The 17,368-nt window shown below is 59.9% G+C and carries 14 protein-coding genes and 1 rRNA gene; 8 read left to right on the top strand and 7 right to left on the bottom strand.

The window, feature by feature from the left end; genetic code table 11:
- Positions 1-12: 12 nt before the first annotated feature.
- From AC1DKH_RS25850 to AC1DKH_RS25830, 5 genes are read right to left on the bottom strand one after another with little or no spacing between them, the layout of a single operon-like run.
- A complete protein-coding gene (locus AC1DKH_RS25850) occupies positions 13-846 on the bottom strand; it encodes a class I SAM-dependent methyltransferase (protein WP_477799708.1) in 834 nt (277 codons plus the stop codon).
- Positions 840-1,997: an acyltransferase family protein gene (locus tag AC1DKH_RS25845; protein ID WP_477799707.1), complete on the bottom strand. Its 1,158-nt coding sequence runs from the start codon at positions 1,995-1,997 to the stop codon at positions 840-842. The genes AC1DKH_RS25850 and AC1DKH_RS25845 overlap by 7 nt, the downstream gene beginning before the upstream one ends.
- A complete protein-coding gene (locus tag AC1DKH_RS25840; RefSeq protein WP_477799706.1) occupies positions 1,994-2,878 on the bottom strand; it encodes a class I SAM-dependent methyltransferase in 885 nt (294 codons plus the stop codon). Before AC1DKH_RS25840 ends, AC1DKH_RS25845 begins: the two co-directional genes overlap by 4 nt.
- Positions 2,875-4,170, bottom strand: a complete 1,296-nt coding sequence (locus tag AC1DKH_RS25835; protein ID WP_477799705.1) for a glycosyltransferase — start codon at positions 4,168-4,170, stop codon at positions 2,875-2,877. Before AC1DKH_RS25835 ends, AC1DKH_RS25840 begins: the two co-directional genes overlap by 4 nt.
- Positions 4,164-5,741 carry a glycosyltransferase gene (locus tag AC1DKH_RS25830; protein ID WP_477799704.1) on the bottom strand — a complete coding sequence of 526 codons (1,578 nt, stop codon included), beginning with the start codon at positions 5,739-5,741 and terminating at the stop codon, positions 4,164-4,166. The genes AC1DKH_RS25835 and AC1DKH_RS25830 overlap by 7 nt, the downstream gene beginning before the upstream one ends.
- Positions 5,742-6,164: 423 nt before the next feature.
- On the opposite strand from AC1DKH_RS25830, the gene AC1DKH_RS25825 reads away from it, so the two are divergent.
- Genes AC1DKH_RS25825 through AC1DKH_RS25790 form a run of 8 tightly spaced genes read left to right on the top strand, consistent with a single transcriptional unit; the run spans position 6,165 to position 15,153 of the window.
- Positions 6,165-7,079, top strand: coding sequence for a GDP-mannose 4,6-dehydratase (locus AC1DKH_RS25825; protein WP_477799703.1), 915 nt, complete (start codon positions 6,165-6,167; stop codon positions 7,077-7,079).
- Positions 7,076-8,047: a GDP-mannose 4,6-dehydratase gene (gene gmd / locus AC1DKH_RS25820; protein ID WP_477799702.1), complete on the top strand. Its 972-nt coding sequence runs from the start codon at positions 7,076-7,078 to the stop codon at positions 8,045-8,047. Before AC1DKH_RS25825 ends, gmd begins: the two co-directional genes overlap by 4 nt.
- A gap of 3 nt (positions 8,048-8,050) precedes the next feature.
- On the top strand, positions 8,051-9,493 hold the full coding sequence (locus AC1DKH_RS25815; protein WP_477799701.1) for a mannose-1-phosphate guanylyltransferase/mannose-6-phosphate isomerase: 1,443 nt from the start codon (positions 8,051-8,053) through the stop codon (positions 9,491-9,493).
- Complete coding sequence (locus AC1DKH_RS25810) at positions 9,494-10,291, top strand: ABC transporter permease (RefSeq protein WP_477799700.1); 798 nt, start codon at positions 9,494-9,496, stop codon at positions 10,289-10,291.
- Entirely contained in the window at positions 10,291-11,544 is a 1,254-nt protein-coding gene (locus AC1DKH_RS25805; RefSeq protein WP_477799699.1) for an ABC transporter ATP-binding protein, read from the top strand. The genes AC1DKH_RS25810 and AC1DKH_RS25805 overlap by 1 nt, the downstream gene beginning before the upstream one ends.
- Positions 11,541-12,908, top strand: a complete 1,368-nt coding sequence (locus tag AC1DKH_RS25800) for a glycosyltransferase family 4 protein (RefSeq protein ID WP_477799698.1) — start codon at positions 11,541-11,543, stop codon at positions 12,906-12,908. Before AC1DKH_RS25805 ends, AC1DKH_RS25800 begins: the two co-directional genes overlap by 4 nt.
- Positions 12,892-14,022 carry a glycosyltransferase family 4 protein gene (locus AC1DKH_RS25795; protein ID WP_477799697.1) on the top strand — a complete coding sequence of 377 codons (1,131 nt, stop codon included), beginning with the start codon at positions 12,892-12,894 and terminating at the stop codon, positions 14,020-14,022. Before AC1DKH_RS25800 ends, AC1DKH_RS25795 begins: the two co-directional genes overlap by 17 nt.
- Positions 14,023-15,153, top strand: a complete 1,131-nt coding sequence (locus tag AC1DKH_RS25790; RefSeq protein ID WP_477799696.1) for a glycosyltransferase family 4 protein — start codon at positions 14,023-14,025, stop codon at positions 15,151-15,153.
- A gap of 36 nt (positions 15,154-15,189) precedes the next feature.
- On the opposite strand, the gene mrdA is transcribed toward AC1DKH_RS25790, so the two are convergent.
- Entirely contained in the window at positions 15,190-17,082 is a 1,893-nt protein-coding gene (gene mrdA, locus AC1DKH_RS25785) for a penicillin-binding protein 2 (protein ID WP_477799695.1), read from the bottom strand.
- Between the two features lie 185 nt (positions 17,083-17,267).
- Positions 17,268-17,368: ribosomal RNA gene (rrf, locus tag AC1DKH_RS25780) — 5S ribosomal RNA — on the bottom strand; the annotation flags it as partial.

Genomic DNA, 17,368 nt, shown 5'->3' with positions numbered 1-17,368 from the left:
CCTTAATGCCGATCAGGGTTTACGCGCAATGATCACCTGACTTTTCGCCACCACGGCATCCAGCGCCTGCTTGATCTGTGCACCCCGTGGCGAGGCCAGAATCGCCTGCCAGGTATCCGCCCAGTGGTTGAGCAACGGATGGTCCGGATTGCTGAAATCGACCTTGGCTTCCCAGAACAACAGCATCCACATCGACCAGTAGAATCCGTACTGGCTATGGCTGATCACTTCCAGGCCGGCATCGCTGACCATGGCCTTGAACTGTTCTTCGCTGATGATGCGGATGTGGTTGGGTTTCTGGAAATACTCGGCCGCCGCGATATCTTTCTGCAGGTCTTCGGAGCTGGGATGCGGGACGCTCAGCAGGTACAGCGCGCCCGGTTTACCGACACGCACCAGCTCAGCGAGGAACTGGGCCGGATCGTCCACGTGCTCGATGACTTCGGTCGACACCACCCGCGTGGCGGTCGCATCGGCAATCGGCAGCGGGTTGCAGTCGGTGACGTGGCATTCGACGTCGCGGGCCGGTGTATCGCCCAGGCGCTGGCGGGTCGCTTCGACCTTGGCCGCGTCGATGTCGGCGATGATGATCTTCGCCCCGCGCATCCCGCAGAAATGCACGTTGCCGCCGTCGCCGCAGCCTACGTCCAGCAGCGTGTCCTCGGGGGTTACCGGGAAGCCGGTGAACAGTTCGCCGGTTTGCTGATTGAACCAGCCACTGAGCATCGCGTCGTGCAGGCCGAGCATGTAGGGGTCGACTTTCTCCGCCACTGGCGCCGCGGGCGCTGTCTCTGGCTGCACAGGCGCGGGCATGCCCGCCGTGAGTTTCTTTAAAAGGCTCAGCATGAGGTAGCTCCAGAGGATGGGACGGCTGTTCGGGAGGTGCCCAGGCGTTTGACCAGCGAGGCGCCGCGGTTGCGCATGGGCATTTCGATGTAGCGATAGTTGAGTTCGCTCAGCAGCACGATCAGGCCGCCAGCCATCAGCAACATCAGAATCGGATGGCCAGCGGGACTGGGCAGCCCGGCAGCCTGTAAACGGAAAGTGAACTCACGAACCAGCAAGTAGGCCGGGATATGGATCAAGTAAATCCCGTAGGAACGACTGCCGACCCACGTCATCAGGTTTTTGAACACGCCGCGCGGCAACAGGTAATCGCGGTTGTAAGAAGCGATCCACACCAGCAGCGCACACAACAGCGCAATCACGCCGATCCGGTAAGAAGTGAAGGTGAAACGATCCGTTGCCATGAAGCTGAGCAGCAGCGACACCGCGATCAGTGCGGCAACACCCACCCATGGACGACGCAGGAATTTTGGCTCCCAGCGCCGGTACGAAGGCTGCACGCTCCACATCGCCAACAGCACGCCAAGGGCCAGCGCGTCGGTGCGCACCACCATCAGGATCGGCGTGCGCAAGGTAAACAATTGCAGCGCCACCAACGCCAGCAAGGCCCACACCAGGTGTTTGCGCAACAGCACGATCAGCAGCGGAAACAGCAGGTAGAACTGCTCTTCCAGCGACAGGCTCCAGTACACGAAACTGGTGCCGTACTCGTAGTGATAAAAACTGTCGGCAAAGCGAAAATTGGCGTACTGGGCGACGCCGGCCAGGGTCGCCTGAAGGTTCGCGTACAGCGTGCCGAACGCGCCGGAACGGTTGAGAAAAAGACACGCCAGCAACATCAGCGCCAGCCATAACCAGGCCGACGGCAGCAAACGAAAGGCCCGACGCAACCAGAAATTGCGCGTCTGTTGCCAATACTCCCGACGCGTGGTGCAGCGGCGCAAGCCCGGGATCAGGCTGCGGGCAATGACAAAGCCCGAGATCGCGAAAAACAGATCCACGCCCCACCACGGCTGGCTGTACAGCGTGATGCTCTGCAACAACGGAACAGCCGCCGCGAACAGGCTGTCCTGCAGGTGATGAAACAGCACGCCAAGCACCGCAATGCCGCGCAGCAACTCGATGTCCATGATCCGTTTTTCGTTGCTCATGCGCCCTCCTGGACATACGGTTTGCGAGCAATGATCACCTGGCTCTTGGGCATGAACCGGTCCAGCATCCGCTTGATCGCCAACCCGTCGGGCTGGGCCAGCAAGTCCTGCCAGGTTTTCGCCCAGCTCTCCATCAGCGGCGGATACGGCGCCTGAATCCGGTCGCGAACCGCCCCCCCCAACTCACGCCCGGCAGCCCGCTCGCTGGCCCAGAAAAAAATCATGCCCATGACCCAGAAAAAACCGGATTCCTGGCGATGTTCGATGACCAGGCCCGCGTCTTCCACCAGCGCGGCGAATCGCTCGGGGCTGAAAATCTGCACGTGATTGGGCGATTGAAAATAGCTGGCCGGGGCGATGCCTTTCTGCAGATGCTCGCCCACCGGGGACGGCACGCTCAGCAGGTACAGCGCACCGGGGCGGCCCATGCGCACCAGTTCGGCCATGAAGGGTTCTGGCTGATCGATGTGCTCCAGCACTTCCATGCACACGACTTTGCTCGCGCAACCATCGGCCAGAGGCAGTGGCAGGCTGTTGCTGACCAGACCTAGATTCGCCTTGTCCGACTGCGCTTGCACTTGCCGCGCCAGGTCGCGGACCTTGTCGTACTCACTGTCGGTGAAGATCACCGACGCGCCCTGGCGCACCGCAAACAAGGTCGCGACCCCTTCACCACAGCCGACATCCAGCAAGGTGTCGTCGGCGGTAATGGCAAACCCTTTGAGCAATTCGCCGCTGTCGCCCGAAAACCAGCCGTCATGCATTGCATCGTGCAAGCCCACATCTCTTGGCGACACACGGGATTGCTCGACCGGCAACGGCGCGGGCCGGGGCTCGGGTTTCGTCTCTGCAAAGAAACGTCTGACCAATGCGCGAATCATGCCTCAGGGGTTTCCACGACACGGTTCTCGAACAGGCGCTCAAAAAATACGCCAAGCCGTTGCTCGGCGGCGGCCTGACTGCAGAATTTCTTGAGGCTGGCCACTGCGTGCGCGGACATCTGTGCATAACGCCCCGGATCACCCTTGGCCACGTCATAGCTTGATTGATAAGCCCTGCACAACGACGCCCAATCGGTGACGTAGCGCAAGGTACGAAACGCCCTGCGCGGGTCATGTGGCCAGGCCGTCAGCTCATCGGTGGAGTCAATCAGGAATGCATTATCGGCATCCAGATAATCGATCATCGCCGTGGTCCGTGGCGCCACGGCCGGTTTGCCACAGGACATGAACTCCATCAGCGGCAGACATTGGCCTTCGCCGTAGGACGTGTTGACCACGTAACTCGTGGCCTGCACCAGCTGCTCATAGTCCGCGTCAGCCAGATAGCCGTAAATCAGCACGACCCGGCAGCGGTAAGACTGGTTTTTGTACAAGTGGTGAAGGATGTCGGTCAGCGCTTCTTCGGCATCGTGATGCGTCAATTTGAGCACCAGCGTTGCGTCGTCCTCCTCGCGAAACGTCACGCAAAAGGCACTGAGCATGTCTTCCCAATTCTTGCGCCCGTCACTGGGGTTGAACACAGAAGTGTAGATCACGCCGTCGAGGACCAACTCGTGTTCACTCGGCGGGGCCTCGAAATCAATACCCACACCTTGACGAGTGGCCACGGGGCCGAAGGCTCGCAAGTCGAGTTCACGGCTGTCTGCCAGCAACCCCTTGAGCGTCAACCGCACCTGACTGGCCAAGGGCTGACGTTGCAAGTGGGCGCCGCGCTCGGAAAACCGATCCCATACCGGGGCCGGTACCGCGATGACCGGATAGTCGGTGCCCATCGCCTCGCGCACCGCATTCACGGTGTAGCTGGAATGTGTAATCGCTGCACCCGCTGCCCGCAACACCGTGCGCCAGTCATTGAGCGGGTCACCGGCAAAGGGTTCGTTGGGGATGGTGCTGAATTCCCACGCGAACACCGGCAGCGTCGGGCAGGCGAAATTGACCGGCGTGCGATGAGGCGGTGAGAACGACAGGAACACGCATTCTTCACCACGGGACAGACAGTCCATGTACAAAGCATCGACTTCGGTCTGCGGGTCGCTGACTTCTACCACTCGCCCCAGCCGCTCCAGCACGGGTCGGTACTCCTTGAGCACGAAGTAATAGCTGTACTCCGAGCGGCCAAGGTTCTGGGCAATAGTGTGCTGGTTGGTTTCCGAATGAATGATGATCAGCATGAGGCGGTATCCGTCACGGTTGCTGTCGGCAAAGCCTGTGGTGCCAGCCCGAAAAAATCCGCCATGCGTTTCTGTACCGGGGCGAAAGCGCAGTAATCGTGCATGCGCTCGACGGCGGCGAGGGACATGCGCTGATACTCCAGGGGTTGTTCCTTGGCCAGACGGTAGCTGTTTTCGTAAGCGGTTTTCAGCGAACCCCAATCCGGCCGGTAACGCAGGGTGCGGTAGATGATGCGAGTGTCCTGCGGCCAGATGGTCAGCTCTTCGCTGGACTTGACCACAAACGCCACACGCTCATCGATGTAGTCCTCCATGGCCGTGTGATCCGGGGCAATCACCGGTTTACCGCTGGCCATGAACTCCATCAGCGGCAGGCACAGCCCTTCGCAGCGCGAGGCATTGACGTAGTAACTGGCGGCTTCGTACAGCCGGGCGTATTGCGGGTCGTCCAGGTAGCCGTGCATGACCACCACCCGACAGGCGAACGGCGAAAGCTGCGCGAGCAACGTCATCAGTTCGTCGTGGTAGGACGACAGATCGCTTTGGGTAATCTTCAGCACCAGTGTCGCGTCAGGCGTTTCGCGGAACGCCCAGCAGAATGCAGTGATCAGTTGATGCCAGTTCTTGCGACCGTCACGCGGGTTGAACACGGTGACGTACACCACACCGTCAACCTGTGCTTCGACCTGGGCGGTGGTGTCCGGCCACTGTCGCGGTTCTGGCTCGGGTACTGCAATCGTCTGCGGGCCGGCGATGGCCGGCAGCCAGCCAGCGAGACGCTCATGGGCGGCATCCGACAACAAGTCGCGAATCCCTTCCCAGTACCACTGGCTTAGAAAATGCGTGCGATGCACCGGGATCGGCAGCGATTTACCTTTGTCCAGGCGCCACATATGCAGGTAATGGCGAGCAATCACCAAGCGGCGCTTGAGCGTCAGCGGCGGTGGCTTCAATGCCTCCAGCTCGGCCTCGAGCGCCGCCAGTTCCTCGGCGGTCGGCACGACGGGAATCAGTGCATCGGCACTCAGCCCGAGTGTGCGCGTATCGAAGATGCAACCCTTGATGTCCAGGGTCGAGCCGGCGCTGATCGGGACGCTGGTGTGGCGACTACGAATGTCGGCGAAGTTTTCCCACAACGGCGTCGGCAACACCAGCACCGGAAAGTCTTCACCCATGGTCCGGCGAATCGCCCGGGCGGTATGGCTGGAGAGTGTGATCACCCGGCCCTGCCGCGCCAGCATTTGCGTCCAGTCCTGGCGCGGGTCGTTATCCCATTGTTCATCGGGAATCGAATCAAACTCCCAGGCCACCACGCAGATCGTCGGGCACTCAAGGTCGTTCGGGGTTTTCTGCGGCGGCGTAAACGACAGGAACAGACTGTCTTCGCCGGCGGCCAATAACTGTTTGTAGAGCGGATCGACCTCGGCGGTGGAGGACACCACATGCACTCGCCCAAGGCTTTCGAGCACAGGGCGATACGCCTTGAGCACGAAGTAGTAACTGTATTCGGGACGACCAAGGTTCTGGCTGATGGAGCTGTCGTTGATGTCCGAGTAAAGAATGAAATTCATGGCATCCCACGATGAAACCGCCATCCCGGCGGCCTCACTCTATGACGGAAAAACCATGAATCGAGCCGGCACTCGCCAGTCCTCGTCCATCGTCTTTTTGCCCGTCTACGTTCTTGTTTTAAAGGACAGATTCGCAGAGTCCCGGAACAACCCACACGAACGCCGGTTAATCGTGACGAGGGGCATTCTAAACACATCCATTGAGGATTCGTGAACCGCCCGGCGAGAATAAATCAGGCTACGCTGAGGAGAACCGATCAGTCACTTTTGGACTTGTTGAAATTACCGAGCAAATGGCACAGATTGGCTACCAAACAACTACAACAAACATTTCACCTGTCTTTCGAGCGATCATATCGGCTCGTAAACCTTTCCATGAAGACTGTGGAAACTGGATGAAATGCATGACCAAGGGGTCGCTGTTTGAAAAAACGTCTGTTTGTCACGGGTCTGACCGGATTCGTCGGACAACACATCCAGTCGCGTTTGCAGGCTGATGCCTCGGAATGGGAGCTTCTACCTGCTCCTTGTCGCTACGATCTCTGCGAGCCGGACAGCCTCGAAGGCCTGTGGCCGCAAATGCCCGATGCGGTGATTCACCTGGCCGGCCAGACTTTCGTCCCGGACGCCTTTCGTGATCCGGCGCGCACCCTGAACATCAACCTGCTGGGCACCCTGAACCTGCTGCAAGCCCTCAAGGCGCGCGGCTTCACCGGCACATTTCTGTACGTCAGCTCCGGTGATGTCTATGGCCAGGTCACCGAAGAGCATCTGCCCATCACTGAAATGCAGCCACCCTGCCCGCGCAATCCCTATGCCGTGAGCAAACTGTCGGCAGAATTCCTGAGTTTGCAATGGGGCCTGAGCGAAGGCTGGCCGGTACTGGTCGCCCGCCCGTTCAACCACATCGGCACAGGGCAGAAAGACAGCTTCGTCATCGCCAGCGCCGCCCGTCAGATCTGCCGGATCAAGCAAGGCCTGCAAGGGCCAGAGCTGGAGGTCGGGGACATCGATGTCACGCGCGATTTCCTTGATGTCGCGGACGTGGTCTCGGCCTATCTGGCTTTGCTGGAGAAAGGCACACCGGGGCAGGTGTACAACATTTGCTCGGGGCACGAGCGGAGCATTCGCAGTTTGATCGAGCAGCTGGCAGATCTTGCCCAGGTCGACCTGCAATTGGTCCAGGACCCTGCGCGACTTCGCCGCGCGGATCAGCGTCGGGTGTGTGGCAGCCCTGCCAGGCTGGTCCAGACCACCGGATGGAAGTCTGAAATCACAACACAACAATCCCTGCGGGCGATCCTGTCCGACTGGGAGAAGCGAGTACGACAAGAATGACTAAAAGTGCATTGATCACAGGTATCACCGGCCAGGATGGCGCGTATCTGGCCAAACTGCTGCTCGACAAGGGCTACAAGGTCCACGGCCTGGTGGCGCGTCGCAGCAGCGACTCGCGCTGGCGCCTGCGCGAGATGGGAGTCGAAGCGGACATCGTCTACCTGGACGGCGACATGGCCGATGCCTGTTCAGTGCAGCGCGCGGTGATCAAGTCGGCGCCGGACGAGGTCTACAACCTCGCCGCGCAAAGCTTTGTCGCGGCCTCCTGGGATCAACCGGTGACCACCGGCATCGTCGACGGTCTGGGCGTTACCCACCTGCTCGAAGCGATCCGTCAGTTCAGTGCGCACACGCGTTTCTACCAGGCGTCCACCAGCGAAATGTTCGGCCTGATCCAGGCCGAACAGCAGGACGAGAACACACCGTTCTATCCGCGCAGCCCTTATGGCGTAGCCAAGTTATACGGCCACTGGATCACCGTGAACTACCGCGAGAGCTTCAACCTGCACGCCAGTAGCGGCATCCTGTTCAACCATGAATCACCGCTGCGCGGCATCGAGTTCGTCACACGCAAAGTCACCGACGCCGCCGCCCGGATCAAGCAAGGCAAGCAGCATGAACTGCGCCTGGGCAACATCGACGCCAAGCGCGACTGGGGCTTTGCCGGGGACTACGTCGAAGCCATGTGGCTGATGCTGCAACAGGACAAACCCGACGACTTCGTGGTGGCCACCGGCGTGACCACCACCGTGCGCGAGATGTGCCGGATCGCCTTCGATCACGTGGGCCTGAACTACCGCGATTACGTGAAGATCGACCCGGCGTTCTTCCGCCCGGCCGAAGTCGAAGTGCTGCTCGGCAACCCGGCCAAGGCCCAGCGTGTGCTGGGCTGGAAACCAAAAACCGATCTGGATGCCTTGATCCGCATGATGATGGATGCGGACATGAAACGCGTCGCCAAGGAGTAGGCCATGCTGATTCCCGTGATTCTCTCCGGCGGTGCCGGGACCCGGTTGTGGCCGGTGTCGCGTGAAGGCCATCCCAAACCGTTCATGGTCTTGCCTGACGGCCAGTCGCTGCTGGGCAAGACCTACCGGCGTGCCGCGGACCTGCTCGACGGCTGGGGCGATATCGTCACGGTGACCAACCGCGAGTACTACTTCCAGAGCAAGGATCACTTTCGGGACGCGCACCTGGGCCGTCATCGCGGGCACTTCCTGCTGGAGCCGACGGGTCGCAATACGGCGCCGGCCATTGCCGCCGCCGCCCTCTCCCTGCAGGCCCTGCATGGCGACGACGCGATCATGCTGGTGATGCCCGCCGACCATCTGATCGTCAATGTCGACGCGCTGAAGGACGCGGTCGAGCATGCCGTGACATTGGCCAGGCGCGGTCACCTGGTGACCTTCGGTGTCGTGCCGACCGCTCCGGAAACCGGTTTTGGCTACATTGAAGCCGGCACATCGCTGGACGACAAAGGCGCTGCCAGCGTGCGGCGCTTCGTCGAAAAGCCCGACCTGCAAACCGCGACGCATTACCTGGAAAGCGGCAACTTCCTGTGGAACTCCGGGATGTTCTGCTTCTCGGTCGCCACCCTGCTGGCCGAACTGCAAATCCATGCGCCCACGTTGCTGGAGCAGACGCAAACCTGCATGGCCGCCAGCGCCGCGGTGGAAAACGCCGGGAGCGTGCAACAGGAACTGTCGCCGGCCCTGTTTGGCGAAATCATGGATATTTCCATCGACTACGCGTTGATGGAACGCTCCGACAAGGTGGTCGTCGTGCCGGCCCGTTTCGACTGGAGCGACATTGGCTCCTGGGGTGCGGTGGCCGCGCTGGTACCGGCGGATGCACAAAACAATCGCACCGTCGGCGAGTCGATCTTCATCGACAGCCACAACAACTTTGTCCAGAGCGATAACCGTCTGGTCGCGACCGTGGGCGTGGATAACCTGATCATCGTCGACACCGCCGACGCGGTGCTGGTGGCCCACGCCGACCGCGCCCAGGATGTGCGCCGGGTGGCCAGGCAGCTCAAGGATAAAGAGCACGAAGCCTATCGCCTGCACCGTACGGTCAGCCGGCCATGGGGCACCTACACCGTGCTCGAGGAAGGCCCGCGCTTCAAGATCAAACGCATCGTGGTCAAGCCCGGCGCCAAATTGTCGTTGCAGATGCACCACCATCGCAATGAACACTGGGTGGTGGTCGAAGGCATGGCCAAGGTCACCAACAACGGCACCGGCACGCACCTGGTGGCCAAGAACGAATCGACCTTCATTGCAGCCGGGCACAAGCATCGCCTGGAGAATCCCGGCGTGATTGACCTGGTGATCATCGAAGTGCAAAGCGGCGAATACCTGGGAGAGGACGACATCGTCCGCTTCGAAGATCAATACGGCAGGACGGTTTGAATGCTGCTTTCCCTTTACCGCACGCTGAGCAGCTATCGAGGGTTCATCCTCGGTAGCGTCCAGCGAGAGTTTCAGGCGCGTTATCGCAATTCGTTGTTCGGTGCCCTGTGGACCGTGCTCAATCCGCTGTCGATGATCATTGTCTACACCGTGATTTTTTCCCAGATCATGCGCGCGCGTTTGCCTGGGGTAGATGACGGCATGGCCTACAGCATCTACCTCTGCGCCGGGTTGCTGACCTGGGGCTTGTTCGCAGAGATCACGGTGCGCAGCCAGAACATGTTTCTGGATAACGCCAACCTTCTGAAAAAAATCAGCTTTCCACGGATCTGCCTGCCGGTGATCGTGCTGTTGAATGCCGGTATCAACTTCGCAATCATCATCGGCTTGTTCCTCGGCTTTCTGTTGATCACCGGTCGACTACCGGGCCTGGCGCTGTTGGCGCTCATTCCTCTGCTGGCGTTACAGGTGATGTTCTGTGCCGGCTTGGGGATCATTCTTGGCGTACTGAATGTGTTTTTTCGCGATGTCGGGCAATTTTTCGCCATCTGTCTGCAATTCTGGTTCTGGCTGACGCCAATCGTTTACCCAATGAGCATCCTGCCCGATTGGGTGCAGCGCTTGCTGCAACTCAACCCCCTGACCAACCTGATCACCAGCTACCAGAACATCTTCCTGTACGGCCAATGGCCCGTCTGGAGTTCGCTGCTGCCGATCATGGTCGCCAGCGTATTGCTCTTCGCCATCGGGTTGCGGCTGTTTCGGCAGAGGGTCGGTGAAATGGTGGATGAACTCTGATGGGGCACATACGCGTCACCGGCCTGGGCAAGGCCTATAAACAATACCCTACCCGCTGGAGTCGACTGGCCGAGTGGCTGATCCCGTTTTCGCCGATCCGCCATCGCCAGCACTGGGTGCTACAGGACGTGACCTTTCAGATTGCCCCCGGAGAATCGGTGGGCATCGTCGGGGTCAACGGCGCCGGCAAAAGCACTTTGTTGAAGATGATCACCGGCACCACCCAACCCACCTGCGGCACGATTGAGCTAGAAGGCCGCGTCGCCGCCCTGCTGGAATTGGGCATGGGTTTTCATGCGGACTTTACCGGCCGGCAGAATGCGGTCATGGCCGGGCAGCTGCTGGGCATGCAAGTCGAAGAAATAGAAGCGTTGATGCCAGACATCGAACGTTTCGCGGAAATAGGCGACGCCATCGACCACCCGGTGCGCACCTATTCCAGCGGTATGCAAATGCGCCTGGCGTTCAGCGTGGCCACCGCACGGCGCCCGGACATTTTGATCGTCGACGAAGCGCTGTCGGTGGGCGACGCCTATTTTCAGCACAAAAGTTTCGACCGCATCCGCAGCTTTCGCAAAGCCGGTACCACGCTATTGATCGTCTCCCATGACCGTGGGGCGATTCAGTCGATCTGCGACTCGGCGATCCTCCTGGAAAACGGCCGCATGGCCATGCACGACACACCCGAAACCGTCATGGATTACTACAACGCCCTGCTCGCCAAGCGTGAAGGACAGACCGTGCGCCAGGAAGCCCTCGCTGGCGGCCAGGTCAGTACCATTTCGGGAACGGGTGAAGCCAGGATTCTGAGCGTGCGCTTGCTCGACCAACATGAACGCTCCATCGACGCCGCCGAAGTCGGCCAGCCGGTCGTGCTGGAGGTCAATGTCGAGGTTCGCCAGGACATCGAACGGCTGGTACTGGGCTTCATGATCAAGGATCGCCTGGGCCAGGCCATGTACGGCATCAACACCCATCGCCAGGATCAGGCATTGACCGATCTGCAGGCTGGCGAGCGCGTGAGCTATCGCTTTGCATTCGTCATGGGGCTGGGCAAGGGTAACTATTCCGTGGCGTTGAGCCTGTCACGCCTGGATTCGCACCTGGACCGCAACTTCGAGTGGCGCGATTACGGGTTGGTGTTCCATGTGATCAACAACCGCCAGGAAGATTTTGTCGGTTGCTCGTGGCTGGCCGCGAAGACCACCGTCACGCGCTCGAACGCGCCGGTCACCTCGGGGAGCACGCCATGACGCGTCTTTTGGTGGAATGCACGCACGTCTTCCAGCACCCCAAGGTCAATTCGGGCATTCAGCGGGTGGTGCGCAACGTCGTCAACCAGCTACCGGAATCGGTCGACGGTGTTGAATGCATCCCGGTTGTGATGCTCAAGGGCAAACTCTATCGGGTACTGAAACTCGGTGCGCTGAACATTCCGTTTTTCGATCAATTGATGATGTTCGGCGGGCGACTTGGCCGGCTGGCACATCGTTTCTGGCAATGGCACCAGCGGCTCGACCAACGTTTGCCATCGCGATTCGCCCGACGCGTGGTGTACGTGGCTTATCGACTGACAGCGCTGACCTGCTTCAGCGTGCCGCTGCGCCTGATCGACCTGCTCGATCAGTATCAACGGCCCAAACGTTGCGCACCGTTGCAGCATCAACCGGGGGACCAACTGGTGTTGCTGGACTCGTCCTGGCACACCGACTTTTTCCCGTTTGCCGAACAGCTCAAACGTGAAGGCGTGGGTATCGTTTCGGTGATTTACGACCTGATTCCCGTGACGCATCCGCAGTTTTACGACACGCGGCTGGTGCAGGTTTTCAACGAGTGGTTTGACTGGATCACCAAAACCGCCGATGGCTATGTAGCCATTTCCGCCACGGTGCGCGATCAGGTGCGTGATGAATTGCAGCGCCGCCTGGGTCCTGCCAAGGCCAGTGAATTGTGGTTCGACTATTTCCACCTCGGCTCCGAACTGGACCTGAGCGAAGCCACGACCGCCGTCGAGCCGCGCCTGATGCGCATTTTCAAAACGCCGGAACCGGTGTTTCTGATGGTCAGTACCATCGAGCCGCGCAAGAACCACGCCTACCTGCTGGACGCCTTCGAACGGGTCTGGGCGGCAGGCTCCACTGCCCGGCTGTGCATTGCCGGGCGAGTCGGCTGGAAATGCGATGCACTGCTGGCCCGGGTCCGTAATCACCCGCAGCTGAACCAACGACTGTTCATGTTCAATGATCTGAGCGACACCAGCCTCGAGCATGCCTACACCCACGCCAGCTCACTGGTGTTTCCGTCTTTTGTGGAAGGCTTTGGCCTGCCGCTGGTAGAAGCCATGCAGCGTGGACTGCCGGCCATGGGCAGCGACATTGCGGTCTTTCGCGAAATCGGCGGCGAGTTCATGGCGTACTTCGATCTGGCCAAGCCACAAAGCCTGGCTGACCTGGTCATTGATTTCGAGGGCAGCGGTCAATTCCCGGCCACTCGCGACGTCGCGGACTGGCGCTGGATCGGCTGGCGTGAAGCCAGTGCGCAACTGGCTTCACGCACCCTGCGCAATCTCCCGGACGTGCCGCTCGTACAAGAGAGGCAACATGCGCATTGCCCTTAACGCGCGGATTCTCCAGGCGCCGCGCACCGGCATCGGCCACTACGTCGCCGAACTGGCGAACGCCCTGGCGGGTGAACCGGATATTGAACTGGCGCTGTTTCATGGCTGGGGCTGGAGTGATGTGCTGCCGGAAGCGGCCATGCCCGGTTATTCCCGACTGACGCCATTGCTGCGGCAGATTCCGGGGGCTTATCAGGCCCGACGGTGGCTGGAGCAGAAACGCTTCGATCAGGGCCGCGCGCAAGCCATCGACCTCTACCACGAACCGAGTTTGTGGCCGCTGTCGTTCGACGGCCCGACCGTCATCACCCTGCATGACCTGACTCACCTGCACTATCCGGAAACGCAGCCACCGGCGCGCTTGCGAGAAATCGAACGGCGCGTGGCCGACGGCGTGCGACAGGCAAGCCTGATTCTGACCGACTCGCAGTTCATTGCTGACGAAGCCCAGGCACATTTCGGGTTACCGACCGAGCGATTTGTCGTCGCCCCACTCGGTGTAGCCGCGCGTTTTCACCCGCGGTCCCCCGAGGCTATCGACGCCGTACTCAAGACCCATGGCGTCGAAGCGCGGGAATACTTCCTCTGTGTCGGCACCCTGGAACCGCGCAAGAATCTGTCCCTCGCCCTGCGCGCCCATGCCCGACTGACGGAATCAGTCCGTCAGCGTTTTCCGTTGCTGATAGTCGGCATGGCCGGCTGGCAGCGCGAGCAGTTCAGCGAAGAATTGCACCAGGCCCTGGCCAGCGGTCATGTCTGTTTGCTCGGCTATTTGCCTGACGAGCACGTTGCACAGCTACTGGCCGGCGCCCGGGCATTGATTTTTCCGTCGCTTTACGAAGGTTTTGGCCTGCCGGTGCTGGAGGCCATGGCCTGCGGCACACCGGTCATTCTGACCAGCCGTTCGGCCATGCCCGAAGTGGCAGGCTCTGCGGGTAACTATGTTGAACCGGATGAAACCGACGGCTTGCGCGATGCAATGAGTCGTCTGATCGAGGATCTAGCGCATTGGCAGGCATGCCGAGAAGCCGGATTGCTACAGGCAAGGCTTTTTACCTGGGAAGGCTGCGCGCAAGTCACGGCCAGCGCTTACCGCCAGGCAATGGGAGGTTGAATGCGAGTTCTTCATTTTTTCAAGACGTACCTGCCTGACTCGGTCGGCGGGATCGAACAAGTGATTTTCCAGTTGTGCGAAAGCGGTGCCCTGCACGGCGTTGAAGGCAAGGTGCTGACCCTCAGTGCCGATCCGACACCGCCGGTGATGCAGATCGCTCAACATGAAGTCCATCGAGCCAGACTCGACATTCAGTTCGCCTCCACAGGGTTTTCCTGGAGTGTCTTCAAACAGTTTCGCGAGCTGGCAGCCGAGGCCGACGTGGTCAATTACCACTTTCCCTGGCCGTTCATGGACCTGGTGCATTTCGCCAGCGGCCTGAACAAACCCAGCGTGGTGACGTACCACTCGGACATCATCCGCCAGAAAAACCTGCTCAAACTTTACCGGCCGCTGATGAATCGCTTTCTGCACAGCGCCGACCGGATCGTCGCTGCATCGCCCAATTACCTGCACACCAGTGATGTGCTGCAACAGTTTCAGCACAAGACCCGAGTGATTCCCTATGGACTGAACAAGGCAGGTTACCCACAGCCTGACAGTGATCGAGTGGCCCACTGGCGGCAAAAGCTCGGCGACAAGTTCTTTCTGTTTGTCGGTGTGATGCGCTACTACAAAGGTTTGCACATTCTGCTCGACGCCCTGAAGGACCTGGATTACCCGACAGTGATTGTCGGTGCCGGCCCACTGGAAGCAGAGCTGCATGCCCAGGCGACCGCCTTGGGTTTACGCAATGTCCACTTCCTCGGGCGTCTGGGGGACGAGGACAAAGTAGCGCTGCTGCAACTGAGCTACGCCATCGTGTTCCCGTCACACCTGCGCTCCGAAGCCTTCGGCATTTCGCTGCTTGAAGGCGCGATGTATGGCAAACCGATGATCTCCAGTGAGATTGGCACTGGCACCAGTTACATCAACATCCATAACGAGACCGGGCTGGTGGTGCCGCCGAGCAATCCATTGGCGTTTCGTGAGGCGATGCGCACGCTTTGGGAAAACCCGCTGCTGGCGGCGCAAATGGGCGAGAAGGCGCAGGCCCGCTATCAAAATCTGTTTACCGCGGACGAAATGGGTCGCAAATGGGCGGCCTTGTATGAGGAACTGCTGGAAGAAAAAGCCCTCGCCTACGCATGAGCATCCGTGATGCCTGTGCTATGAAGCCATGTGGGCTCAGACGAGAGGATCGCCCGGCACCTTGCTCGGCGCGGCGTACTGTGGCTTCAGGTGCCCGTCCTGATCGAGTAGCCAGGCGTCCATGATCTCCCGGACGACCGGTCCGGCGACGCGGCCACCCGCCTCGCCGTTTTCGATCATCACCGAAATCACGATCTTCGGGTGCTCGGCCGGGGCGAAACCGACGAACAAGGCATTGTCGCGGTTACGCTCGCGGGTTTTCTCCCGGTTGTAACGTTCGCCCTGCTTGATCGCCACCACCTGCGCGGTACCACTCTTGCCGGCGATACGATACTGCGCCCCTGCCGCTGCGGCCCGGGCAATCCCGCGGGCATCGTGCATCACCATCTGCATACCATGGTTGACCTGCTCCCAGTCGCGCGGATCCTTGAGCAGAATATTCGGCATCGGATGTTCATCCACCGGCGCGACGCCGTCCACGGTTTTGGCCAGGTGCGGGCGATTCCACACGCCTTTGTTGGCAATCAGCGCCGTCGCCTGAGCCAACTGCAGCGGCGTGACCTGCATGTAGCCCTGGCCGATGCCGAGAATTACCGTCTCGCCCGGAAACCAGGCCTGACGGCGGGTGGCGCGTTTCCAGGCTTGGGATGGCATCAGCCCAGGGGCTTCTTCATTCATGTCCAGGGAGACTTTCTCCCCCAGCCCGAACATGGCCATGTAGTCGTGCAGGCGATCGATACCGAGCTTGTGTGCGAGATCATAGAAATAGGTGTCGTTGGAACGCATGATCGCCGCATCCATATCCACCCAACCATCGCCGCTGTGGTTCCAGTTGCGGTACTTGTGATCGAAATCCGGTAGCTGGTAATAACCGGGGTCGAACACACGGGTCTGTGGCGTGACGACACCGGCATCGAGGCCAGCGATTGCCACTTCCGGCTTGATGGTCGAACCCGGGGCATAGAGACCACGCAGGACACGATTGAACAGCGGCCGATCAATGGAATCCCGTAGCGAAGAGTATTCCTTGGAACTGATACCGGTGACGAACAGATTCGGATCGAAACTCGGGTTGCTGACCATGGCCAATACTTCGCCGGTCGACGGATCCAGCGCGACCACCGAGCCACGGCGATCGCCCAGGGCTTGCTCGGCGGCTTCCTGCAGCTTGACGTCGAGGCTCAGGACAATGTTTTCGCCTGGCACCGGGTCAGTGTGCCTGAGCACTCGCAGCACGCGGCCCTGGGCATTGGTTTCGACTTCCTCATAGCCGACATGGCCGTGCAGTTGCGCCTCGTAGAATTTTTCGATTCCGGTCTTGCCGATGGATTGGGTGCCTCGGTACTCGACCGTATCCAGAGCCTTTGACTCTTTCTCGTTGATACGTCCGACGTAGCCGACCGAATGAGCGAAGTGCTCGCCCAATGGATAGTGCCGAACGAACTGCGGCTCTACATCAAGGCCCGGCAGGCGGAACTCGTTGACGGCGAGAATGGCAATCTGCTCTTCGGTCAGTTCATAGAACAGCGTCACGGGTACGAAGGGGTGACGAGCCTGCTTCATCACCTTGTCGAACTGCGAGCGGTCTTCAGCGGGCAGGTGCAGGAGATTTACGACTTCGTCCAGCTCTTCGCTGACATTGGAAGCACGTTCGCGGGTGATGGTCAGGTTGAAGCTGGGACGGTTGTCAGCGAGGAGTACACCGTTGCGGTCATAGATCAATCCGCGGGTAGGCGTAATCGGCAGGACATGAACGCGATTGTTTTCGGAGATGGTCGAGTGATAGTCGAATTCGACGACTTGCAGGACGTACAGGCGTACTACCAGCGCACAGGTGACAGCGGCAACGAACAAGGCGCAGGCCATGAGTCTCTTGTTGACCAGGCGTGTCTCTTTTTCGTGGTCCTTGATCGGTATCGGTTCAGGCACTTGTGCAGCAACTCATTGAAAGGAATGCCGATCCGTGGGCGCAAACTCAGTCCATTAAAAATGAGCTGCACCATAGCAAAACCGTGGAGTCAGGTTTGTGTGATTTTTTTTAAAAAGCTCGCCCTGCTTTTCGAGCGCAAAAACAAAACCCCAACTGCTTTCGCAATTGGGGTTTCGGAATTTAATCTTGACGATGACCTACTCTCACATGGGGAAACCCCACACTACCATCGGCGATGCATCGTTTCACTGCTGAGTTCGGGATGGGATCAGGTGGTTCCAATGC

It is taken from the genome of Pseudomonas sp. 05L36 (genome assembly GCF_056398125.1).
The sequence above is the reverse complement of the archived record's forward strand: the minus strand, read 5'-3'. Positions and strand labels throughout refer to the sequence as shown.